Annotated in this window: 25 protein-coding genes and 1 tRNA gene; 20 read left to right on the top strand and 6 right to left on the bottom strand. The window is 63.5% G+C overall.

Features of this window, described 5'->3' with window-relative positions; translation table 11 throughout:
* Both VJ897_RS00635 and VJ897_RS00630 read left to right on the top strand, forming a co-directional pair.
* On the top strand, positions 1-132 hold a 132-nt coding region (locus VJ897_RS00635; protein ID WP_324052274.1), incomplete at its 5' end, for an adenosylhomocysteinase.
* 323 nt (positions 133-455) lie between these two features.
* Complete coding sequence (locus VJ897_RS00630) at positions 456-797, top strand: DUF2853 family protein (RefSeq protein WP_324052263.1); 342 nt, start codon at positions 456-458, stop codon at positions 795-797.
* A 373-nt stretch (positions 798-1170) separates the two neighbouring features.
* Here VJ897_RS00630 and VJ897_RS00625 read toward each other — a convergent pair whose 3' ends face one another.
* The 4 genes from VJ897_RS00625 to tsaD are packed head-to-tail and all read right to left on the bottom strand — an operon-like array spanning position 1171 to position 3920.
* Positions 1171-1593 (bottom strand): EVE domain-containing protein, encoded by a 423-nt coding sequence (locus tag VJ897_RS00625; RefSeq protein ID WP_324052261.1) that lies wholly within the window; start codon positions 1591-1593, stop codon positions 1171-1173.
* Positions 1593-1865: a YciI family protein gene (locus tag VJ897_RS00620; protein ID WP_324052259.1), complete on the bottom strand. Its 273-nt coding sequence runs from the start codon at positions 1863-1865 to the stop codon at positions 1593-1595. Before VJ897_RS00620 ends, VJ897_RS00625 begins: the two co-directional genes overlap by 1 nt.
* A gap of 1 nt (position 1866) precedes the next feature.
* Positions 1867-2829: an NAD(P)H-dependent glycerol-3-phosphate dehydrogenase gene (locus VJ897_RS00615; protein ID WP_324052257.1), complete on the bottom strand. Its 963-nt coding sequence runs from the start codon at positions 2827-2829 to the stop codon at positions 1867-1869.
* Positions 2826-3920, bottom strand: coding sequence for a tRNA (adenosine(37)-N6)-threonylcarbamoyltransferase complex transferase subunit TsaD (gene tsaD / locus VJ897_RS00610; RefSeq protein WP_324052255.1), 1095 nt, complete (start codon positions 3918-3920; stop codon positions 2826-2828). Before tsaD ends, VJ897_RS00615 begins: the two co-directional genes overlap by 4 nt.
* 72 nt (positions 3921-3992) lie before the next feature.
* On the opposite strand from tsaD, the gene VJ897_RS00605 reads away from it, so the two are divergent.
* The 10 genes from VJ897_RS00605 (at position 3993) to VJ897_RS00560 (ending at position 13456) form a co-directional block, all read left to right on the top strand.
* Entirely contained in the window at positions 3993-4685 is a 693-nt protein-coding gene (locus tag VJ897_RS00605; RefSeq protein WP_324052253.1) for a uroporphyrinogen-III synthase, read from the top strand.
* Positions 4686-4871: 186 nt separating this feature from the next.
* A complete protein-coding gene (locus VJ897_RS00600) occupies positions 4872-6131 on the top strand; it encodes a COG4223 family protein (protein ID WP_324052252.1) in 1260 nt (419 codons plus the stop codon).
* A 10-nt stretch (positions 6132-6141) separates the two neighbouring features.
* Positions 6142-7608 carry a heme biosynthesis protein HemY gene (locus VJ897_RS00595; protein WP_324052250.1) on the top strand — a complete coding sequence of 489 codons (1467 nt, stop codon included), beginning with the start codon at positions 6142-6144 and terminating at the stop codon, positions 7606-7608.
* 42 nt (positions 7609-7650) lie between these two features.
* Positions 7651-7726, top strand: a tRNA-Thr gene (locus VJ897_RS00590).
* 61 nt (positions 7727-7787) lie between these two features.
* Positions 7788-8252: a DUF6538 domain-containing protein gene (locus VJ897_RS00585; protein ID WP_324052248.1), complete on the top strand. Its 465-nt coding sequence runs from the start codon at positions 7788-7790 to the stop codon at positions 8250-8252.
* A gap of 465 nt (positions 8253-8717) precedes the next feature.
* On the top strand, positions 8718-9173 hold the full coding sequence (locus tag VJ897_RS00580; protein ID WP_324052246.1) for a c-type cytochrome: 456 nt from the start codon (positions 8718-8720) through the stop codon (positions 9171-9173).
* Positions 9174-9330: 157 nt separating this feature from the next.
* Entirely contained in the window at positions 9331-9954 is a 624-nt protein-coding gene (locus VJ897_RS00575; protein ID WP_324052244.1) for a CDP-alcohol phosphatidyltransferase family protein, read from the top strand.
* Complete coding sequence (locus VJ897_RS00570) at positions 9951-11150, top strand: ABC transporter substrate-binding protein (protein ID WP_324052242.1); 1200 nt, start codon at positions 9951-9953, stop codon at positions 11148-11150. The genes VJ897_RS00575 and VJ897_RS00570 overlap by 4 nt, the downstream gene beginning before the upstream one ends.
* Positions 11151-11187: 37 nt before the next feature.
* Positions 11188-12828, top strand: a complete 1641-nt coding sequence (locus tag VJ897_RS00565) for an ABC transporter permease (protein WP_324052240.1) — start codon at positions 11188-11190, stop codon at positions 12826-12828.
* Positions 12821-13456, top strand: a complete 636-nt coding sequence (locus VJ897_RS00560; protein ID WP_324052238.1) for an ABC transporter ATP-binding protein — start codon at positions 12821-12823, stop codon at positions 13454-13456. Before VJ897_RS00565 ends, VJ897_RS00560 begins: the two co-directional genes overlap by 8 nt.
* Before the next feature lie 3 nt (positions 13457-13459).
* On the opposite strand, the gene msrA is transcribed toward VJ897_RS00560, so the two are convergent.
* Entirely contained in the window at positions 13460-13969 is a 510-nt protein-coding gene (msrA, locus tag VJ897_RS00555) for a peptide-methionine (S)-S-oxide reductase MsrA (protein ID WP_324052236.1), read from the bottom strand.
* A complete protein-coding gene (msrB, locus tag VJ897_RS00550) occupies positions 13969-14415 on the bottom strand; it encodes a peptide-methionine (R)-S-oxide reductase MsrB (protein WP_324052234.1) in 447 nt (148 codons plus the stop codon). The genes msrA and msrB overlap by 1 nt, the downstream gene beginning before the upstream one ends.
* Before the next feature lie 223 nt (positions 14416-14638).
* Between msrB and VJ897_RS00545 the strand changes: the two genes are divergently transcribed.
* The 8 genes from VJ897_RS00545 to VJ897_RS00510 all read left to right on the top strand — a co-directional run bounded on the left by VJ897_RS00545 (position 14639) and on the right by VJ897_RS00510 (position 23045).
* Positions 14639-16003, top strand: coding sequence for a tetratricopeptide repeat protein (locus VJ897_RS00545; RefSeq protein WP_324052232.1), 1365 nt, complete (start codon positions 14639-14641; stop codon positions 16001-16003).
* A 4-nt stretch (positions 16004-16007) separates the two neighbouring features.
* On the top strand, positions 16008-16409 hold the full coding sequence (locus VJ897_RS00540) for a DUF6165 family protein (protein ID WP_324052230.1): 402 nt from the start codon (positions 16008-16010) through the stop codon (positions 16407-16409).
* Positions 16406-17170, top strand: coding sequence for an FkbM family methyltransferase (locus tag VJ897_RS00535; protein WP_324052228.1), 765 nt, complete (start codon positions 16406-16408; stop codon positions 17168-17170). Before VJ897_RS00540 ends, VJ897_RS00535 begins: the two co-directional genes overlap by 4 nt.
* Positions 17171-17234: 64 nt before the next feature.
* Entirely contained in the window at positions 17235-18059 is an 825-nt protein-coding gene (locus tag VJ897_RS00530; protein ID WP_324052227.1) for a flagellar motor protein MotB, read from the top strand.
* Positions 18060-18166: 107 nt separating this feature from the next.
* The gene (locus VJ897_RS00525) at positions 18167-19465 is read left to right on the top strand and encodes a flagellar hook protein FlgE (protein WP_324052225.1); all 1299 of its coding nucleotides are present in this window, start codon (positions 18167-18169) and stop codon (positions 19463-19465) included.
* Between the two features lie 21 nt (positions 19466-19486).
* A complete protein-coding gene (gene flgK / locus VJ897_RS00520; protein ID WP_324052223.1) occupies positions 19487-20932 on the top strand; it encodes a flagellar hook-associated protein FlgK in 1446 nt (481 codons plus the stop codon).
* Positions 20933-20934: 2 nt separating this feature from the next.
* Positions 20935-21945: a flagellin gene (locus tag VJ897_RS00515; protein WP_324052221.1), complete on the top strand. Its 1011-nt coding sequence runs from the start codon at positions 20935-20937 to the stop codon at positions 21943-21945.
* Positions 21946-21959: 14 nt separating this feature from the next.
* The gene (locus VJ897_RS00510; protein ID WP_324052272.1) at positions 21960-23045 is read left to right on the top strand and encodes a flagellar basal body P-ring protein FlgI; all 1086 of its coding nucleotides are present in this window, start codon (positions 21960-21962) and stop codon (positions 23043-23045) included.
* Positions 23046-23134: the final 89 nt, after the last annotated feature.

The raw sequence follows: 23134 nt of genomic DNA, 5'->3' as shown, positions 1-23134 counted from the left end.
CTCGACGAGAAGGTTGCCCGCCTGCACCTGGACCGCATCGGCGTCAAGCTCTCCAAGCTCGACCCCGACCAGGCCGCCTACATCGGCGTCAAACCCGAAGGCCCCTTCAAACCAGAACACTACAGATATTGAAGGGAGCAGCAGGGCGACGGCAGGCGGGCCGTGCACCCGCGTGTTTTCTCAGGCGTCTTTCGATGCTGCGGTCCCGCCGCAGTTCGATTCCGACCAGGGCCTTTCCCGTGGACCCATCGTGGGGTCATTGGATGGCCTGTTTCAGGGTCCGTGCGCATCCTCAGATGCGATTTCCCCGGTCATGACGGCGCGCGGATGCGCGCATGGCCGTGGTTTTTCCCCTTTGTGCGCATGCGAACTGCGGCTATCGTTTTATCAGCACCATTTTGGGGCTTGGATGAAACAAGTGACCGGCGACACGATCAGAAATTCGGGAGAGATAAATGGGAAAGCGTGACGACCTGATCGCACAATATGCGGATGACCTGCGCAACAAGTGCGGGATGACCCCGGACATGGACCTTTTGACAAAGGTAACCATCGGCTGTGGGCCGTCGATCTACAACGCCGATTCCTCGACGGTGGCTGCGACTCAGCAGAGCGAGCTGGAAACCGTGAAAGACAATTTCCTGGTCAGGAAGCTAGGACTTTCCGATGGCCCGCAGCTGATGGAGGCGATCAATTCCGTACTCGAAACCTATGGCCGGTCCGAGCGCAACAAGTATCGCGCCGTAGTCTACTACATGCTGGTCAAACAATTCGGCAAGGAGGGGGTCTACGCCTGAGGCCCGCGCGCGACAGTGGCGGGCCGGCCCGCCAGTTCCGGCGAGCGTTTTGCATTTGATAAGAATGCGCGAGGCTTTGCCTTTGCCTTGTCCGGCCGGCCTCGGTTAGAACAGACGCAAGGCCAGGATGGCCTGGACCAATTTCGAATACGCGTGTGGTGGCTTTGGGAGCACGCGGGTGACGGAAAGGGTCTGGGCTGTGCCCGGGCCCTTTTCCCTTGCGTGGGGCGCAAAGTTGGAGCCAGAAGCCGGTGTACGGTGCCAAGTGGCATGATGCACGCCAAGTCCGAAGCTGGTCTGTGCCGGTCGCCAAACCCATGCGTTAATTCTGGCCCCAAAGCCCATTAGAGAGAGCTTGACGAAAGCCCCCCGATCAATCGGGATCTGTCTCGCCAAATGCGCAGATCATGCGCCACTCTTTCTCGGTGACGGGCTGCACCGACAGGCGGGAGTTTTTCAGCAGCACCATTTCGGACAGGCGGGGATCGGCCTTGATGTGGTCCAGTTTGACCGGCCTTGCGAAGGGCCTCACCGCCTTGATGTCGACGCAGTCCCATCGGGGGTCGTCGGTGGTGCTGTCGGGGTGCGACTCGGCGATGACCTCGACGATGCCCACGATGCGTTTTTCGTTGACCGAATGATAGAAGAAGCCGCGGTCCCCGACGGACATCTGGCGCATGAAGTTGCGTGCCTGATAGTTGCGCACGCCGTCCCATTCCTCACCCGTGTCACCCTTGGCGACTTGGTCGGCCCAGCCCCAGGTGTTTGGTTCCGATTTGAACAGCCAGAAGCGCATCAGCCGATCACCTTCTTCCAGGGCATGACTGTAACATCTTCGAACAGCCCGGCCCGGGCATAAGGGTCGGCTTCGGCCCAGGCGCGCGCCTCGGCCGGGGTCCCGACCGACAGGATCACGAGGCTGCCGCACATTTCTTTGCTCTCCGACAACAGGGGCCCGGCCATTTCGACCACCCCCGTGTCCTCGACATAAGCGAGATGGGCCTCGCGGTTGGCCTTGCGAACCTCTTGGTGGTCGGGCTTGTCGTGGCAGATCAGGGCATATCGCATGTCATTCCTCCTTCAGTGGACGGGATAAAAGTGCCCCGAGGGCCGCATCAGGGTCCATATGGCCCATTGTCAGCCGGTGAACCACGCTGGAAATTGGCAGGTCGAGCGCCAGTTGCCTCGCCAGTCGGATCAGCGCGCTGGCGGTCGCAGCGCCCTCGACCGTCGCGTTGGGATCGAAACTGTTGCCGGTGCCGATGGCGAGACCGTAGCGGAAATTCCGGGATTTTTCGGAGGTGCAGGTCAGCGCAAGGTCGCCGAAGCCGGAGAGGCCGGCCAGCGTGTCCGGTCGTGCGCCCAGCGCCGCGCCAAGGCGCTGCATTTCGGCAAAGCCACGGGTCATCAATGCCGCGCGGGCGCTTTCGCCGTAGCCTGCCCCGATGCAGACACCGCAGGCAATCGCGATGACATTCTTCAGCGCCCCGCCAAGCTCGGCGCCCACCACGTCCGTCGTTCGATAGAGCCGCAGGACCGGGGTCGAGAGCATGGTTTGAAGCGCCTTGCCTGTTTCAGGCTCGGCGCAGGCCAGTGTAAGTGCCGTGGGCAATCGCTGGGCAATGTCGGCAGCGAAGCTGGGCCCTGTCAGCACCGCCGGGGTGGCATCGGGGATGCTCTCGGTGATCTGGGCGGCAGGACCCTTTAGTGTCTCCAGGTCGATACCCTTGCAGCAGGACACGAGCCGCTTGCCGGTGAGCCCGGACCTGTGGTCGGCCAACCAGCCGCCAAGCCGTTGCGCGGGAACGGCGAGGAGTATGGTTTCAGCCTCGGCGAGCGCGGCTGGATCCGAGGTAACGGTCAGATCCGTCGGCAGGGCCACGCCGGGCAGGCGATGGGTGTTTTCGCGCCGGTGCGCCATGTCCGCGGCCTGGTCGGGATCCCGCGCCCAGAGCGTCACTGGACCATGTGAGGAAAGGGCCACCGCGAGCGCGGTTCCGAAGGCCCCGGCCCCGGCGACGGCGATCTTCATGCCTTGATCCCCTTCTTGCCGCTCCCCAGCAGGCCGGGGCTGCGCGTGTCCAGCGGCCAGCGCGGACGTGCGGCCAGGGTCATGTCATCGACTTCGCCAGCAGCGTGGCGCAACAGTCCCGCATAGGCGATCATGGCGGCATTGTCCGTGCAGAGCGCCAGGGGCGGGGCAGTGAAACCTAGGCCCAGATCCATGCAAACCGTCTCTAGACCGGTCCGGATCCGCCGATTGGCGGCAACGCCCCCGGCCACAGAGAACCGCGATAGCGACGGGACCAGGCGCCGGGCGGTCACGACCGCGCGTCGGGATTTCTCGACGAGGACATCTGCGACAGCAGCCTGGAAGCTGGCGGCCAGATCGGCCTGGTCCTGCTTCGTCAATCCACCTTTTTCCTGCGCCAGATCATCGCGGGCGCGAAGTATCGCGGTCTTCAGCCCGGAAAAGGACATGTTGCAATCGTCCCGGTCCAGAAGCGGTCGGGGCAGCCCGATCCGCGCCGGGTTTCCGCCCTGCGCGGCGGCCTCGATCGCGGGCCCGCCCGGCTGACACAGGCCCAGAAGGCGCGCGGCCTTGTCGAAAGCCTCGCCCGGGGCGTCGTCGATCGTGCCCCCGAGGCGTGTATAGTCCTCGTGATCGCGCACCAGCAGGAACTGACAATGCCCACCCGAGACCAGCAACATAAGGTAGGGAAAGGGCAGCCCCCCGGTGAGCTGAGGCGTCAGCGCGTGTCCGGCCAGGTGATTGACACCCAGCAGTGGAAGCCCCCTCGCGGCTGCCAGCCCCTTCGCGCACATGACGCCGGACAGCACTCCTCCGATCAGCCCCGGTCCGGCGGTGACGGCGATGGCGTCCAGGTCGTCGAAGGTCAGTTCGGCCTTCGATAGGGACTGTTCCACCATGATATCCAGTTTCTCGGCATGGGCACGTGCGGCGATTTCGGGCACGATTCCGCCGAAACCCGCGTGCAGATCCACCTGGCCGGAGACGACGGAGGACAGCACGTCTGCTTGCCCGGGCCATCCCCGCACGAGGGCGGCTGCGGTATCGTCGCAGCTGCTTTCGATTCCCAGGATGGTCAGGGGGGTATTCATGGCTCGCCCGGTTGCGCTGGATGACAACGGAGGTAACACTCGGGACATGATCCGACAATGGCCGGGGGGCGCATGGCACGGGATGTACCGATACTCTTGCTGACCCGGCCTGAGGTGGCCGCGCGGGATTTCCTGGGATCCCTGCCCGATGAGCTTGCCTCGCGGTTCCGGGTTCTGGTCAGCCCGCTTTTCGACTACGCGCCGGTGGACCATGCGCCCGTTGACCCGGACGCCGATGTCATACTGACTTCTGCCGCCGCGGTGCCCTATGCCGGGTCAGGCGGCGGCCGCACAGCCTGGTGCGTGGGTGACCGCACGGCGCAGGCTGCGCGAGCGGCGAGATTCGAGACAAGAAATGCCCGCGGCGATGCCGAGGCCCTTGTGGCGCTGATATTGGCCCAAAGGCCCGTCGGTCCGCTGGTTCATCTGCGTGGAGAGGACAGCCGCGGCAGCATTGCTGCGCGGCTTTCGGCGGCCGGTGTGATGTGTGAAGAGCATGTCGTTTACGCAAAGGTGCCTCGGAAACTGACAATGCAAGCCCATAGGGCTCTGATGGGGAACGTCACGGTGGTGCTTCCCCTGTTCTCACCTGAAACAGCGCGATTACTTTGTCGACATGGACCGTTTTCGGCCCCGCTTGTGGTGCTTGCAATGAGCTGGGCCGTCGCCGAGGCGGCGCGGCCGCTGAACGCGGAACGGGCCGAGATTGCCGCCACGCCGGACCTGGCCGGGATGGTCGGACGTGTCGCAGCGCTGGATGCTTGAGACCCGCCAAGGCGCAGGATAGGCTGACCGTCGGCTCCATGGCCGATTGGAACAAGGATTTGGGTGGCTAAGGTGGCGAAATCGTCCAAGAAGAAACCGGAAGAAGCGCAATCGGAGACACCCGAATCGCCGGAGACTGATGCGCAACGCAATGCGCAGCAGAATGGCTCAGACACTGAATCGACGGTGTCCGGAAAGGATGAGGATAAGGGTTTCGAGGCGATCGAGGATGCCGAAGTCGTGTCGGAGCCGCCCTTGGAAAGCGATTCTTCGGACGTTGCCGCCGCTGCTGGGTCGCCAGAGGCAGCCACTCCCATCGACGCGCCGGATACCGATCCGGTTTCATCATCCCCGGAGTCCGACCCTGCGGAAAGTCCGCTGGACAGTGATCCTGCGGATGCCAGGCGCCACGACCCGCCTCCCGAAGCTACACACGAGCATCCCGGCAAGCGGCAAGGCGGTCTAGTGCCCCTGCTGCTGATCAGCGGTCTGGCAGCGGGGGGCATCGGCTACGGGGCCGAGACCTACCTTGACCGCCGACAAGACAGCGGCGCCGACTTTGCCGCTCTGATCGACGCCCAATCCGAACGTATCGACGCCCTTGGCGCCGAGGTCGATGCGATCCCGCCCGCCCCGGACCTGACACCGCTGAAAGACCGTATCGACGGGCTGCAACAGGACTTGACCCAGCAAATCGGCACGCTGGAGGCCGACCTGACTGACCGTATTGATGGTCTTGATGCACGCCTGACCGATGTCGAGAAGCGCCCGGAAGGCGATGGCACGCTGAGTGATACCGCCATGGCCGCCTATGAGCGCGAGCTGGATGACTTGCGCGCTGACCTTGCAACGCAGCGTGAAGAAGTCGCCGCCATTGCACAAAAGGCGGCCGAGGACCTGAGCGCGGCCCGTGCCGAGGCTGAACAGCTTGAGCAGCAGGCCTTGCAGGAGGCGCGTGCCGCCGCCGGCCGGGCCGCGTTGAACCGGTTGCGCGTGGCCGTGGCGGACGGGGACCCCTTCGATGATCTTCTGGGCGATTTGCAAGAGGTGGCCAGCGAGTTGCCTCAGCCGCTTGTGGCCGTGGCCGAGGCCGGTGTCGCGGACCAAGCGACCCTGGAAGAGGAATTCGACCCGGCCGCGCGTGCGGCACTCGCCGCTGCCCGGGAAGAAGGTCTGGCCGGGGAAACCGGCGGGTTGGGCACTTTCCTGCGTCAGCAGTTCGACGTCCGCTCGACCCAACCGCGCAAGGGAAGCGATCCCGATGCCATACTGTCACGGGCCGAGGCCGCGGTCGAAGAGGACCGTCTTTCCGATGCGCTGGCCGAAATCGCCACCCTCCCCGAAGTTGCGCGCGCCGAAATGACTGGCTGGACCGGCAAGGCGCAGGCCCGAGCCGATGCCTTGGCCGCGATTTCCGATCTGTCCCAATCACTGAACACAAACTGAGGCTGCCCCGATGATCTGGTCCCTGGTGAAGATTTTGGCCTTCGTGGTCCTCGTGACGGCTCTGACCTATGGCGGCGTGCTGCTGATGGAGGTGCCAGGGGAGGTCGTGATCGACGTGGCCGGCTTCAGCATGACGATGAGTGTACTGGAACTTGTCGTCGTCCTGGGGCTGCTTATCGCGCTTGTCTGGTTGGGCTTCAAGCTGGCGGGGCTTCTGGTGGCCTCTTTCAAGTTTCTCAACGGGGACGAGACCGCGATCTCGCGCTACTTCTCGCGGAATCGCGAACGCAAGGGGTTTGATGCCCTGTCCGAGGGGATGATGGCGCTCGCCTCTGGCGAGGGGCAGTTGGCCATGACCAAGGCATCGCGGGCAGAGAAATATCTCGGCAAGCCCCACCTGACGAACCTTCTGGCTGCACAAGCGGCCGAGATGGCCGGCGACCGAAAGATGGCCGAACGCACCTATCGCAAGCTGCTTGAGGACGAGCGAACCCGTTTCGTCGGCGTGCGCGGGATCATGAAGCAGAAACTCTCGGATGGGGATACCGACACGGCGATGAAGCTGGCCGAGAAGGCCTTTGCCCTCAAGCCGCGCCACGAAGAGACCCAGGACACGTTGTTGCGCCTGCAGGCCGAGACGGCGGACTGGAATGGTGCTCGGGAGACCCTGGGCATCAAGCTCAAGACAGGGACTTTGCCGCGCGACGTTCACACGCGACGCGATGCCGTACTTGCCCTGTCGCAAGCCAGCGAGATGCTGGAAAAGGGCGAAGAGGCCAAGGCGCAGGAAACGATCCTCGAAGCCAACCGCCTGTCGCCCGAACTGATCCCTGCTGCGGTCATGGCCTCCAAAGTGCATGTCGACAAAGGCAACACGCGGGCGGCGTCCAGGCTCATCAAGAAGACCTGGGGTAGCCACCCTCACCCGGACCTGGCCCGCGCCTTTGCCGCGATTGCTCCCGAGGAAGATCCGCAGGCGCGCATCAAGCGGTTCAAGCCGGTGCTCAAGGTTAGGCCCGAGGACCCCGAAACCCGAATGCTCCTCGCCGAGTTGCACATCGCGGCCGAGGACTTCCCCGAGGCCCGCCGTGCGCTGGGCGACCTTATCGAGACCGACCCGACGGCCCGCAGCCTGACGCTGATGGCGGCGATCGAACGCGGCGAAGGCAAGCCGGATACCGTGGTGCGCGGCTGGTTGACCAAGGCCCTGACAGCGCCGCGCGGCCCACAATGGATCTGCGACAAGTGCCACACGATCCACGCCGATTGGGTCCCCGTCTGCACGAATTGCAAGGCTTTCGACACCCTGACCTGGCGCCGCCCACCGGTCGGCGAGGTCGCGATGCCTGGTGGCACCGAGATGTTGCCCCTTATCGTCGGTCAGCTGGACAGTACGGCGTCGACGCAAACCAAACCTGCCGAGGACGCGGAGTTGATCGAGGACACAACGGAAGTGGCGACCAAGCCGGAAAAATAGCCCTTTTCCTTGGATGCGCCCCGGTGCTAAAGGAGCGCCGTGGCCGCTGTAGCTCAGCTGGTAGAGCACGTCATTCGTAATGATGGGGTCGGGGGTTCGAGTCCCTTCAGCGGCACCACCCAAGCAGGCAAAACACTGGTTTCCCTACAGCTTTTCGCAGCTGCTAGGAGCCGTAGACCATGTCTGAGACCATTTCACGCCACTTCACCTTCCTTAAGCTTGGAGTTTTCTACTTCAGTCGTCGCATCCCGAAGGACCTTCGGAGCCACTACAAATCATCCCGGATCGCATATTCGCTTCGCACTAGAATGGCCCGGATCGCTGAGACCAGGGCAAGGAAAGCTGCGGAGCAACTGGACGAATACTGGTTCCACTTGGGGTGTCGCGATAAAGGGCTTCTAGGTAAGCACCTTTTGCGTATGCTGGCTGTGGCTGGGGAGGTGACCGGTCATCCCTCCCCCTCGATTTCATCTGCATCTGTTCGGTTGTCGGAGGCCGTCCGCATCTATCTCGATCTCAACAAAGGCAAAGGTCGTCCTGCCACCTTCCATTGGTCCGCTGAGAGGGCCTGCGGCTACGTCGTGGAGGCCTGTGGCGACCAACACCTTGACGCATACACCAAAAAAAGCCGACGCCTTTCGTGACGCGCTGATCGCTCGAGGCCTGACGGGAAGCAGCATGACTAGGGTCTTCGATACCGTGAGGTCCGTGGTCAACTTCGCGGCCAGCGAACAGGCGCTATCAATCAACAACCCGTTCGCAGGTGTCTACTGCGACCGCTCTGCCGGTGCCTCGGGTCGCAACCCGGTCCTGAGAGAGTCGTTGAAACGGATTCAAACTGAATGTCGAGTGCTGGACGATGAATTGCGCTGGTTGGTTGCTATGGTCTCGGATACCGGACCGTGTCTCGCTGAAGCGGCGGGCATGAGGCGTGACGATATTGTCGCCCATGATGAGGGAGGTCTGTTTGCGCGTATCTGGGTCGAACAGGCCCAGCCGCGACACCTTGCCCACACCATCAGGTTTGGGCTGGATTGCTGGGCAATTCCGATTAGAGTCCAGTGCAGATTCAGTCGAACTGACAATCAGCCACCAGATTAGGAGACATCATGACCAGATTCGCAATTACGGCCGCAGCCCTCATGCTTGCAGCCCCTGCCTTCGCGGAGAGCCACGCTGCCTCGGGCGATGCCGCCGCCGGAGAACAGGCCTTCAACCGTCAGTGTGTGACTTGCCATAACGTTGTCGATGACGAGGGCGAGGTGCTGGCCGGTCGCCCGAACATGCGCACCGGACCCAACCTTTATGGAATTGCGGGTGGGCAGATCGCCTCGGTCGAGGATTTCCGGTATGGTCCGGGTATCCAGCAGCTGAGCGAGGAAGGCATGGTCTGGAACGAGGAGAACTTCGTTGCCTACCTGCAGGACACTACCGGTTGGCTGCGCGAGGCCACGGGCGATGACCGGGCCCGGTCCCGCATGTCGTGGCGCGTCCGTAACCCCGAAGATGCCGTCAACATCTATGCCTATCTCGCCAGCCTTGGCGGGGACATGGCCGCCGAATAGGCCAGTGACCCGAGTTGACCGTGGCGGCCACGCTCCTCGTAGCGTGGCCGTTTTTCATTGTGCGTGACACGGCCCGCTCACTTTCGCGTCAAGCGGATTGCCACCGGATTGCCACGGGGGCCCGTCTTCGCGAAAAGTGCCGCAGCGAGGAGTGCCAATGCTTGACGCCGCCGTCCGGAAACTGATTGACCCGCCGCTGACTGCGGTGGGCCGGCGTATCGCCAAGATAGGTGTCGGGGCAGATGTTGTTACCCTGATTGGTCTGGCTCTGGGCCTGCTGGCGGCGCTGTTGATCGCGCTGGGCCAACCGCTCTGGGCGCTTGTTCCCCTTCTGACCTCGCGCATCGCGGACGGTCTGGACGGGGCCGTCGCCCGCGCCACCCGCAAGACGGACTTTGGCGGCTACCTTGATATCGCATGCGATTTCCTGTTCTACGGCGCTGTTCCGCTGGCCTTCGTCTTTCTGGACCCGGCGGAAAATGGTTTGGCCGGGGCCTTTTTGCTTGCTGCTTTCTACGTCAACGGCACAAGTTTCTTGGGCTACGCGATCCTGGCGGAAAAACACGGCTTCGAGACGGCGGCGCAGGGGGTCAAGTCGCTCTACTTCTCCAACGGTTTGCTGGAAGGGACGGAAACGATTCTGTTCTTTGTCCTGCTATGCCTTTTTTCGGGGGCATTCGCCCCGCTTGCCTGGGTTTTCGGCGCCCTTTGCTTTGTGACCGCGGCCCTGCGTATCCTGGCTGCCCGAACCGCCTTTTCATCGAATGAGGACCACGCATGAGATTCCTGCCACTTGTCGCCGCCCTGGCCTTTCCCATGGCCGCCGCCGCCACGCCGGACCCCTCCGACTGGGAGGCCGTGCTTCAAGAGGCCGATGGCCAGACTGTCTACTGGAACGCTTGGGGCGGTTCCACCACGACAAACGATTTCATCGCTTGGGTGGGAGCGCGTGTGTCCGAACGGCATGGCGTGACGCTGGAGCACGTGAAGCTGACCGACACGGCCGACGCCGTTACCCGCGTGGTCAGTGAAAAGCAGGCAGGTGAAGACAGTGACGGCGCGATCGACCTCATCTGGATCAACGGCGCCAATTTCGCGGCGATGAAAGAGGCGGACCTCTTGTTCGGACCCTTCGCCGAGCAATTGCCGAATTGGGGCTATGTTGACACTGAAGGCAAGACGGTGCGTACCGACTTCACGGTTCCTACAGAGGGCTATGAAAGCCCCTGGGCCATGGCGCAGGTGGTCTTCATGTACGATACTGCTGACATTACGGAACCGTTCGGGTCGATGACCGCGATCCTGGAATGGGCCAAGGCGAACCCCGGGCGCTTTACCTATCCGCAGCCGCCGGATTTCCTTGGCACGACCTTCCTCAAACAGGCCCTGGTGGACCTGACCGATGATATCGAGGTCCTGCAAAAGCCCGTGACCGAGGTCGACTATGACGCGGTCACCGCGCCGCTCTGGTCCTTTCTCGAGGAATTGACGCCGAACCTTTGGCGGCAGGGGCGTGCCTATCCCCAGAGCGGGCCCGCGCAGCTGCAGCTGATCGCTGATGGCGAGATAGACCTCGCGATCTCCTTCAGCCCAGGCGAGGCGACGGCAGCCATTGCTAACAACCAATTGCCTGATACCGTACGCACTTTCGTGCTGGACAATGGTACCATCGGCAATGCCAGCTTCGTGGCGATCCCCTACAACTCCGGGTCCGCTGCGGGAGCCATGGTCGTGGCAAACGTTTTGATGTCGCCCGAGGCGCAGCTGCGCGCCCAAGACCCCGAGGTGCTGGGCTATGGTACGGTTCTGGACATGGACAAGATCCCCCGGGACGATCGCGCCGCCTTCGAGGCGCTGGATCTTGGTATTGCGACCCTGTCCCCCGAAGAGTTGGGCAACGTGCAGGCCGAGCCGCATCCCAGCTGGATGACGCGCATCGCGGAGGAATGGGCCACGCGTTACGGTACCGCCCGCTAACGTGCTGCGCCATGTGCCCCTTGTGACGCTGGTCGTGATGATTGGACCGGTAGTGGCCGGGCTGTGGGGCGCCTTGATCCCGGCCCTTGGGCACCTTCCGGGGGCTGGTCTGACCGGGCCGTCTTTCGAGGCTATCCGGGCTCTGTTCGATTGGCCCGGCCTCGAACGGGCCCTTCGCCTGTCCGTCAGCACCGGGGTTCTTGCAACGGTGCTGACGTTGCTGATCGTTGTTCTGGTCACCGCCGGATGGTCGGGCACGCGGACCTTCGCGCTGTTGCAGCGGGTGCTTGCGCCGATCCTGTCGGTACCACATGCGGCGGCTGCTTTCGGCGTGGCTTTCCTGATCGCCCCATCGGGCTGGCTCGCCCGCCTCGCGTCGCCTTGGCTGACCGGTTGGGACCGGCCGCCTGACCTTCTGATCATCCAGGACCCGGCGGGCTTGGCCATGACCGCGGGTCTTGTCACCAAGGAAGTGCCGTTCCTGCTGCTGATGACGCTTGCGGCTTTGGGGCAAGTTCAGCAGGAGCAGAGACTGAAAACAGCGCGCACACTCGGGTATGACAGGGTGACCGGCTGGCTCAAGTGTGTCTTTCCGGCTGTCTACCGGCAGATTCGATTGCCGGTTTACGTGGTGCTGGCCTATTCCATGAGTGTCGTCGACGTGGCCATGATCCTTGGCCCGACCCGGCCGCCCAGCCTGTCTGTTCAGATCGTCAAATGGATGGGCGACCCGGATCTGTCGATGCGGCTGGTCGCGGCGGCTGGGGCACTCTTGCAGCTTGCACTGGTCATCGGGGCGCTGGGGTTCTGGCGGCTGGGAGAGATCGGGTTTGCGTGGCTGGGCAGGATCTGGATCGAGGCCGGGCAACGTGGTGGACTCGACCCGGTATTGCGGATCGGCGGGATCTGCATGGGCATTCTTTCGGCGATGGCGACCCTGCTGGCTTTGCTTGGGCTTTTCGTCTGGTCCATCTCCGGGTTCTGGGGCTTTCCGAACGCGTTTCCTGAAGGTTTCACCCTGCGCAACTGGGAGAGGCATGGGCCTGGCACGCTGGAGGCGGCCGCCGAGACTTTCCTTGTTGCCGGGGCCGCCACCGGTCTTGCGCTGGTGCTGGTGCTGGGATGCCTAGAGGCCGAGCATCGCAGCGGCCGCACCCTGACCACGAGGGGGCTATGGCTGCTTTACCTCCCACTCCTGGTGCCGCAGACTGCCTTTTTGCCAGGGCTGCAGAACCTGCTTTTGTCGGTCGGGGCCGACGTCGGGCGCGGCCCGGTCATCCTCGCGCATCTGGTCTTCGTGCTACCTTATGTCTTCCTGTCGCTCGGGGATTCCTGGCGCGCCTGGGACCCGCGCAACGCGGTCGTCGCCGGCACCCTCGGGGCGGCGCCCTGGCGTGTCTTCTGGCAAGTGCGGTTGCCGATGCTGTTGCGCCCGATCCTGACCGCTGTTGCGGTCGGCATGGCCGTCTCGGTCGGGCAATACCTGCCGACCTTGCTAATCGGCGGGGGGCGTGTCGCCACCCTGACGACAGAGGCCGTGGCCCTCGCCTCGGGCGGGGACCGGCGGGCAATCGGTGTCTACAGCCTGATGCAGACCCTTGCTGCCCTGCTGCCCTTCGCCTTGGCGATCCTTGTGCCGGCTATGGCGTGGCGCAACAGGCGGGGGCTGCATGTCTGAGGGATTGAAGCTGGATGCTGTCCGCATCACCGATGGTCGGCAGATGGTGATCGAGGTCGATTGCACAATCGCCCCGGGCGCTGTCATGACGATCATGGGGCCCTCTGGCGTCGGAAAATCCACGCTTCTGGCCTTTGTCACCGGCACCTTGAACAGGGCTTTCACCGCGACAGGGCGGGTTCTTCTGGATGGGGAAGACATCACCTCCCTGCCTCCACACCGCCGTCATGTAGGCATCCTTTATCAGGACGATATCCTGTTTCCACACATGAGCGTCGGACAGAATCTCGCCTTTGGCATGGAGCGGGGCGGCAAACGGGCCGACAGATGGGCGACCGTCGTCGCCGCGCTCTCCGAGATCGGGCTGGAAGGTTTCGCGCACCGAGACCCGGCAACGCTTTCGGGGGGACAGGCGGCGCGGGTACAATTACTACGTGTGCTGCTGTCGCAGCCAAGGGCCCTGTTGCTGGACGAAGCCTTTTCCCGGCTGGACACGAACCGTCGGACACAGATCCGGACGTTGGTTTTCAACATGGCCCGAGACCGCAACCTACCGGTGCTCATGGTTACCCATGATGCCGAAGACGCCCGGGCTGCGGGCGGCCATATCATCACCTTGGGGGAATAGGGACTATTCCGCCGCGTTTCGCCTGGGCAACACCCAGTCAGGTCGCGGAAAGTGGCAGGTATAGCCGTTGGGCACCCGCTCGAGGTAATCTTGGTGGAACGCTTCGGCCTCCCAGAAATCGCCTGCCGGTTCCACTTCGGTCACGACATTGCCGGGCCACAGGCCCGAGGCCTCGACGTCCTTGACGGTCTCCAGCGCGATCTCACGCTGCCGCGCATCGGTGTAATAGATGGCCGAGCGGTAACTCGTCCCGATATCGTTGCCCTGCCGGTTCTTGGTGGTCGGATCGTGGATCTGGAAGAAGAATTCAAGAACCCGCCGGTAGCTGAGCGTTTCGGGATCATAGATTATCTCGATACCCTCGGCGTGGGTGCCATGATCGCGGTAGGTCGCGTTGGGCACGTCGCCGCCAGTATAGCCGACACGGGTCGAAATCACGCCGGGCAATTTTCGGATCAAGTCCTGCATGCCCCAGAAACAGCCGCCGGCAAGGACGGCACGGTCTTCAGCCATCAGATATCCTCCACTTGGTCAAGGTAGGCACCATAGCCCTTGGCTTCCATCTCGTCACGATGGATGAAACGCAGGGCGGCGCCGTTGATGCAATAGCGCAGCCCGCCCTGGCTGGACGGACCGTCGGGAAAGACATGGCCAAGGTGACTGTCGCCATGGGCCGAGCGCACCTCCGTGCGCACCATGCCAAGGCTGTTGTCCGTCAGTTCGGCCACATGCTCAGGCTCGATGGGCTTGGTGAAACTGGGCCAGCCGCAGCCCGAGTCATACTTTGCCGAGGATGCGAAGAGGGGTTCACCCGAGACCACGTCGACATAGATACCCGGTTTCTTGTTGTCCAGGTATGGCCCTGTCCAGGGCCGCTCGGTGCCGTTCTCTTGGGTGACGCGATACTGCTCTGGCGAAAGCCTGGCGATGGCGTCGGGAGTCTTGCGATAGTCGGTCATGCGCGATCCTTTCTCAAACAGGATATGGGGCATTCTTGGCGGGATGCCAGTGTCGGTCACGCGACCGCGATCCGCGCGGTCAAAGACGTTTTGACTTGGCAGGCGCTTTGGGATTCAGTGCTTGATGCGGGGGTAGTCAGGATTGGGATGTGTGACATGAACGGGCCAGTCGCCTGGCAGCTGCAGGACGTGACCCGACGCACGGCTCTCGGGCGCTAATCCAGTGGCAGGAGAGAACGGGAACATCCCCGACGCCGCCCGGGCCCTGCACCGCGCGGGCCGGCTTGAGGCGGCGCGTGCGCGCTACGTCGCCCATCTGGCGGCGCACCCGGACGATGCGGGCATCTGGTCCAATCTCGGGGCGCTGCTGCGGACGCAGGGCAGGCACCAGCTGGCCCGCCGTGCCCAGGATCGCGCCCACGCACTGGCGCCCCATGATCCCGTAATCTGCAACAACCGCGCCAACATCCTGTCGGACCTTGGGGACTACGACGCTTCGATCCGGCTGCGGCAGGCCGTGCTGGAACAGCACCCGTCGCGGGTGATGCATCATGCCATGATCGGGCGCTGCTTGCGTGGCAAGGGGGACTACCAGGCGGCGATCGACTATCTGGCGCCGAAGGTGCTGCAGTATCCCCAGAATCACGAGATCGAGCTGCAACTGGCCTTTGCCCAGCTTGGCGCCGGGCAGTATGGCCCTGGTTTCCGCAGCTATCGGGCCCGCTGGCGCAGCCCGGAAATGACGCCGAAGACCCTCGACCTGCCGAAATGGCGCGACGGTGATCCCATCGCGGGCAAGAGGCTGCTGGTCCTGCCTGAACAAGGCTTCGGAGATGCGATCCTTTTTGCACGTTTCGTCCCTGTTCTGGCCCAAATGGGGGTCAGGATGCATGTCCTGGCCGAGAGTCCCGTCGCCCGTCTGCTCGCTGATCTGGATGGGGCCGACTGGGTGGGAACCGCGACCCGGGGAGATGCGCGCTTTGACAACTGGATGCCACTGATGGACATGCCCATGGCGGCTTTCGGCTCCGCCGATCGCGGTGCGCCACCTCCGCCTGCGCGCCTGACCGTGCCGTCTGACAGCAGGGACAGGGCAGGAAGGATCGCAGCACCCTATCGCGACCGCTTCAAGGTCGGCGTGGTCTGGTCGGGTTCGGCCACCTACAAAGGTAATGTATTTCGCTCGTTTTCGCACCGGGCCTTCCTGCCCATGGCGGACATACCCGGCGTGCAGCTTTTCTCTCTCTACAAAGGATCGCGGTTGCAGGACCTGCATTCGGACGGTAGTTCCGCCTTCATCCTGGACGCTGCCGGGACAGACCGGGATTTCGCTGATTGCGCCGCGATGATGCAGGAGATGGACCTGGTCATCACCTCGGATACGGCCACGGCGCATATCGCCGGGTCTCTGGGTCTTCCGACCTGGGTGATCCTTCACTGGGATCCGTTCTGGGTCTATACCCATGCAGGAGAGACGACGCCGTGGTATCCGTCCATGCGGCTGTTTCGGCAGGACAGGCCGCTTGACTGGGACGGCGTATTCGCGAAGGTCGAAAAGGCCCTGCGTAAGCGGGTGACAGGAGGCTGAGGCGATGGAAAGGATCATGGTGCCCACCGCCCCGGCGGAACTGATCGACAAGCTGACCATCCTACGCCTCAAAATCGAGAACATCACGGACCAGGAAAAGTTGGCCAACGTCCTGCACGAGCAAGCGGCGCTGCAGGCCACCGCCGATGCATATCTGCCTCAAGAGGTTCCGCTTTCCGCCTTGTACGAGGCGCTTTACTGCATCAACGCTCGTCTCTGGCAGATCGAGGACGATATCCGGGCTTGTGAGGCCCGCCAGGATTTCGGCCCCGCGTTCATAGAACTGGCCCGTGCGGTCTACCTGACCAACGATCGCCGGGCCGAAGTCAAGAGACAGATCAACACCTTGCTGGGATCCGACCTGGTCGAGGAGAAATCCTACACTGATCATGGAGCCCAGACATGAGCGATGATGTCCTTGTCGAGGCGCGTCGGTCCCTTTTCGCCGAGGTGCGTCGCCTCTCCGGCCTGCTGGAGACCGAAAAAACCCGTCGCCGTGCGCCCATGGTCCGCCGCCTGCACGAGATCCGCCGGATGTTGGACCGAGGCTATCACTACAGTTCGCAGGCCGGTCAGGACCTGGTGATCGACATGATGATGCAACGCAAACGTGGCGGCACATTCCTGGATATTGGTGGGTATGACGGCGTAACAGGGTCGAACACTTTCTTTCTCGAGGTTTTTCGTGGCTGGACGGGCGCACTGGTCGAACCCGTGCCTGCGCAACTGCAGAAAGCGCAGGAGGTGCGGCGCTGTCCCTGCCATGGTGTCGCAGTGGCCGCGTCCGAGGGTGAGGCGGATTTCATCGAGGTTGTTGAGGGCTACACACAGATGAGTGGCCTGGCCGAAACCGATGACGCAAGGGTGCTCCAGACGGTGCGTGCGGACGCGCGCCACAAGGAACGCCGAATCTCCGTCAAGACCCGCACGCTGGCCCGGATCATGGCAGACACCGGCGTGACTGCGCCCGATCTGATCTCGCTCGATATTGAAGGAAGCGAGATCCCGGTGCTGGAGTCCTTCGATTTCGCCAAATACAGTGTCGAGTTCTGGTCGATCGAGAACAACACCGGCGACTTGGCGCTCAGCGAGATCATGCGGGCCAACGGTTATCGCCTGGCCGAGTTCTGCGGGCCCGACGAGCTTTACCAGCGTGTGCCGGAATAGGTTGTATTTGAACGGTTAGGCCCGTTTTCACCTTTGCCCTGCTACTCCGAACGCGGGTGAGAAAATGGGTGAGGTCATGGGCGACAAGTCCAACGCGCCGATTATTGTGAAACGCAAGAAGGTCGTCGCGAGCGATGCCCATCACGGCGGTGCCTGGAAGGTCGCCTACGCGGATTTTGTGACGGCCATGATGGCTTTTTTCCTGCTGATGTGGCTTCTCAACGCAACTACCGAACAGCAACGCAAGGGTATCGCGGACTATTTCTCACCCACCGTGCCGGTCAACCGCGTGTCAGGCGGCGGGGCCGACATGTTCGGTGGAGACAGCATCATGTCGGACCAGGCGCTTGCCCGGAACGGGACCGGGCAGGCCGCTGGCCTGCGCGTTCAGGGACATCAATTGGCCGCCGAAGCCGCTGCCGAGGTCGCGGTCCTGCGCGAGGTCGAGCGGAAGCTCATGGGTGTGGGCGGCGAAAGCCTGCTCCAGATGGAAGCGTTGCGCCACGTCGTGACCCGGGTGACGGACGAAGGGCTGATCGTCGAGATTTTCGCGCGCGAGGGCGCGCCGATCTTCCGGGGCAACACGAGCGAACCCACTCGCGTGATGATCGAACTGCTGACCAGCTTCGCGCCGGTTTTCGAAATGGTCAGAAACCCGATCGCCATCGACGGGCATGTCCGGACCCAGCCGCTGGTCCTGGCGGACAATCCCGTCTGGAACATCTCTGCCGGCCGAGCCGAAGCGGTGCGTGCGCGCCTCGTTTCCGCTGGCCTGGACGAGGAACGGATGGCGCGGCTGACGGGGCATGCCAACCGCGAACCGGCAACGGCCGATGGCTCGGCTATCCGCAATGACCGGATCGAGATCACGCTCCTGCGAGGGCGATAGGGCCTGGCGAACCGCATCGCATTTTAGACGTTAGCCTGCCGTTAATCGCCAGGGCGGTAGGAAGGGATCAGACCGCATGTGCGTTTTGTGACAGAAAGGCCAATAAGATGACAATCTCCTCCTCGCTCAATGCCGGTGTCGCCGGGTTGGCCGCGAATGCCAGCAAATTGGCGACCATCTCGGACAATATCGCGAATTCCTCGACATACGGGTACAAGCGCGCCGTTACGGATTTCCATTCCATGGTCATCGACAGCGGCCTTGGAAGCTATTCCGCAGGCGGTGTTCGGGCCACCACCCAGCGCCTGATAGACGAGCGCGGCCCCCTGGTTTCGACCGAAAACGCGACGGACCTGGCCGTGCGCGGTCGCGGCATGCTGCCGGTGTCGGATTCCTCGGCCATAGGCGCCGGCGGGGACTTGCCGTTCAAGCTGGCCTCGACCGGGTCCTTCCGCCCCGATGCCGACGGCTACCTGACCACCTCCAGCGGGTTGACCCTGATGGGCTGGGCCGCGAATCCCGACGGCACAGTGCCAACCTACCCCCGGGATACCACCGGTGGCCTGGAACCTGTTCAGATCAATTCGAACCAGTTCTTCGGCAATGCCACGACCGCCATAGACCTGGCGATGAACCTGCCCGCCACCGAGACCGAGGCCGGTGCGCCCGGTGCCACGCAGGAGCTTTCGGTCGAGTATTTCGACAACCTGGGCAAGTCCGAAAGCCTCTCGATCACATTCGTGCCGACGGTGCCGGGTGCCGGTGCTTCCAACCAGTGGACAATGATCCTCGAAGACAGCGCCTCCGGCGGGGCGGTTGTCGGCGAATACACCTTGTCCTTCGATGATACGCGGGGGCAGGGAGGGCGGCTTTTGTCGGTTGCCGATGTCAGCGGCGGACCCTACGACGCCGCCGCCGGCACGGTCCAGGTCAACGTCGATGGCGGGCCCATCGATATCGATATCGGTACGCTGGGCGATCCGGGCGGATTGACCCAGCTTTCCGATGCATTCGCGCCCGTCTCGATTTCCAAGGACGGCTCGCCGGTAGGCAATATGACCTCGGTCGAGGTCGATCCGACCGGCAATGTCCATGCCTATTTCGACAACGGTATGTCCCGGCTGATCTACAAGGTCCCGCTGGTGGATGTCCCCAATCCCAATGGTCTGCTGACCCAGGACCACCAGAGTTACACCGTCACGCCCGACAGCGGACCGTTCTTCCTGTGGGATGCGGGCGATGGACCCACGGGTGACGTGGTCAGCTTCGCGCGCGAGGAATCGGCCACCGATGTGGCCGGGGAACTGACCCAACTGATCCAGACCCAGCGGGCTTATTCTTCCAACGCCAAGGTCATCCAGACGGTCGATGAAATGCTCCAGGAAACGACGAACATAAAGCGGTAAACTGATGGTGGAGGTCCCGGCATGAGCCTGTCACATACCCTGTCCAACGCGGTCGGCGGCATGAATGCGGCAAGCCGACTTGCCGAGGTCGTTTCCTCGAACGTGTCCAACGCGCTGACCGAAGGTTATGGCCGACGCCAACTGGACTTGAACGCCGCATCCATCGGCGGGCGGGGGAGTGGCGTGCAGATCGGCCAGGTGACACGGGTAGTTGACAAGGCCGTGATCGGGGACCGGCGTCTTGCCGATGCCGCGGTTTCGGGCGCGGGGGCCACGGTCGACCTGCACGTCAGGCTCGAAGCGATCTTCGGCGCACCGGGTCAGCAGGATGCGCTGTCCAGCCGTGTCACGGTGCTCGAACAATCGCTCTTAGATGCCGCGACCGACCCGTCTTCGTCCCTGCGCCTCGACCAGGTGCAAAATCGGGCGCAGGACCTGGCCGGAGCGCTGAATACGGCCACGGACCGGGTACAGTCGCTGCGCCGCCGGGCGGATGCCGATATTGCTGCCCAAGTGGATCAGCTTAACACCGCGCTCGAACAGGTCGAACGACTGAACGGAGATATCGCCAACAGCCTCAACGTCGGGGCCGACTCCTCGGCGCTGATGGACCAACGCCAGAGGGTGATCGACCAAGTGTCCGGCATCGTTCCGATGCGTGAGCTGGCGCGCCCCGATGGCCGCATTGCCCTGATGACACCCGGCGGCGAGATGCTGGTCGATGGCCCGGCCAAGCGGTTCGACTTTGCCCATACGCCGGTTGTCACTGCCGACATGACCCTGTCAAGCGGCGGCCTGGTCGGCATTTCCGTCGACGGTGTTCCCATCGCTGCCGACGGCCTTGGCAAGCTCGCCGGCGGGAGCCTTGGCGCGGCGTTCGTGGCACGTGACGACACATTGGTCGCGGCACAGCAAAAGCTTGACCATGCGGCCGCCCATCTCATTCAACGCATGCAGGGCGGTTCCGTCGATCCGACCCTCGGCCCGATGGATGCGGGGCTCTTTACCGATGCCGGTCAACCCCTTGATCCTCTGAACACCACCGGGCTGGCTGGACGCATCGAGGTAAACACCGCTGTAGACCCGGCCCGCAATGGCGATACCCGGCGGCTGCGAGACGGTCTGAATGCACCCGCGCCGGGCGCGGCGGGCGATAGCACCCTCTTGCTGGCCACTGGCGCGGCACTTTCATCCAGTCAGCCCATTGGCGGCAGTGGATCGTCTCGCAGTGTTGCCGGCCATTTTGCCGACATCCAGTCGAGCATCGGCCAAGCGCGCGTGGAGGCCGACCAAGAGCTTGGCTTCACCAATGCCCGTCAGGCGACTCTGGCCGAGGCCGAGGCGATGACCGGCGTGGATACCGACCACGAAATGCAGATGCTTCTGCGCGTAGAACAAGCCTATGCAGCGAACGCACGGCTGGTTCAGACCGTCGAAGCCATGATCGACCGCCTGATGGAGCTTTGAAGATGGGCCTGACGACAATCGGTGATCTCAGCCAGCACCTCGTTTCCGTGCGGCACAACAGCCAGCTCAAGGAGCGGCTCAATACCTTGGCGCAAGAACTTGCGACCGGGCGCATCGCCGATCTGACGACCCACTTGGGGGGCGACCAGCAGCGCTACCTCGACGCCGGACGCCACCTCGATCTCCTGGCGTCCCGGGGGCGGTCGCTGGACGAAACCGCCAACATGCTCTCGGTCATGCAGACCGCACTGGGCGCTGTGCAGGATGCGGGGGCAACGGCGGGCGAGACACTCTTGACCGTCTCGCCGCAGTCGGGCCCGACGCACCGGGCAACCGCCGCGATCGAGGCCCGCACAGCCTTCGAGGGCATGGTCAGCGCCTTGAACACGCGCCTCGCCGACCATTCGGTGCTGGCCGGGGCAGAGCCGGACAAGACCCCCTTGCCGCCCGCTTCCGACATGCTCGACGCCATCCTGGCCGCGGCGTCCGGGGCAGTCGATGCGGACGGGGTCATTGCCGCCGTTGATGACTGGTTCGACACGACGTCCGGGGGTTTCATGACAACGGCCTATGGCGGAAGCATGACCACAAACCTGTCGCGGCCCATGAGCGAAGGGACGGCGCTCGAGATCGAGGCCCGGGCGGACCATCCGGCGATCCGGGGAGCGCTCAAGGCGGCGGCCCTGGGGACTATTGCCGAGGATGCCGGTCTGAGCCTCTCCGATACGGAGCGCGCTGGCCTCTTGCGACATGCCGGCGAGGCCCTCATCGCCGGCGCGGGGAACTTGGTTCAGCTCCGCGCCTCCGTCGGATCAGCCGAAGCGCGGGTCGAAGAGGCCTCAGCACGTCTCTCCGCGCGTGAGACCGCGCTGGAAATCGCCCGTAACGACATGAGCGCGGCCGATCCCTATGAAACCGCATCGAACTTGCAAGAGGTCCAGTTGCAACTCGAGACCCACTATACGCTGACCGCGCGCCTGTCGCGCCTGTCCCTGACGGAGTATCTTCGTTGACCCGCCTTCTTGCCATGATCCTCGCACTTGCCACGTGGGCGTCGTTGGCCGGCGCAACTCCTGTCCGTCTCAAGGACCTGGTGGAATTCGATGGTGTGCGCTCGAACGATCTTGTTGGATACGGGTTGGTCGTCGGCCTGAACGGCACCGGGGACGGGCTGCGCAACTCCCCTTTCACCGAGGAAATCATGTCGAACATCCTCGAACGCCTGGGTGTCAACGTGACCGGTGAACAGTTCCGACCGAACAACGTTGCGGCCGTTCTGGTAACAGCCAGCCTTCCGCCCTTTGCCCGGGCGGGCAGTTCCATTGACGTTACCGTTTCTGCCATCGGGGACGCGGACAGCCTGCTTGGGGGAACTCTTGTCATGACCCCGCTCAATGCCGCTGATGGTGAAATCTACGCGGTCGCCCAGGGTACGATCATCGCCGGTGGTGCTTCGGCCGAAGGTGAGGCAGCCACGGTAGTACAGGGGGTGCCCACCTCGGGAACCATCCCCAGCGGTGCGACGGTAGAGCGTGAGGTCGATTTCCAGTTTGCCGGTCTCAAGATCATCCGGCTGGCCCTGCGTACGCCTGACTTCACCACGGCGGCCCGGATCGAGGCGGCGATCAACAGCAACTTTGGCCGGGGCGTTGCAACGATGCTGGACGCGGGGACCGTGCGACTTGACATCGACGCGACCGGGGCGACCTCGCCTGCCCATGCTCTGGTGCGGGTCGAGAACATACTGGTCGAACCCGAGCGTCGTGCCCGCGTCGTCGTCGATCAGCGATCCGGAACGATCGTCATGGGCGAGGATGTGCGAATCTCGCGCGTGGCCGTCAGCCAGGGCAATCTGACACTGCGCATCGAGGAGGCGCCGCAGGTGGCACAACCAAACCCTTTCGCCCCGGGCGAAACGGTGGTTGTGCCGCGCACGAACGCCCAGATCGAGGAGGATCCCGGGCTGGCCATGGCCGAGGTGCCAGCGGGCACCTCGCTTTCCGAGGTCGTCGCGGGGCTCAACGCGCTGGGCGTCGCGCCTCGGGACATGATTGACATCCTCAAGAGCATAAAGGCCGCTGGGGCCCTGCATGCGGACTTTGTTGTACAATAGGATCAAGGTGCCCAAAGTGTGACGAGTAACTGTCGGACCCCAACACGATCTGCCCGATGGCCGGTCCCGGGGCCTTTTGAAAGGCTCGT

The sequence above is a fragment of the Salibaculum sp. genome, from assembly GCF_035270045.1.
Lineage (GTDB): Bacteria > Pseudomonadota > Alphaproteobacteria > Rhodobacterales > Rhodobacteraceae > Salibaculum.
Note: the sequence above shows the minus strand (reverse complement) of the source record. Positions and strands in the feature narration are given on the sequence as shown.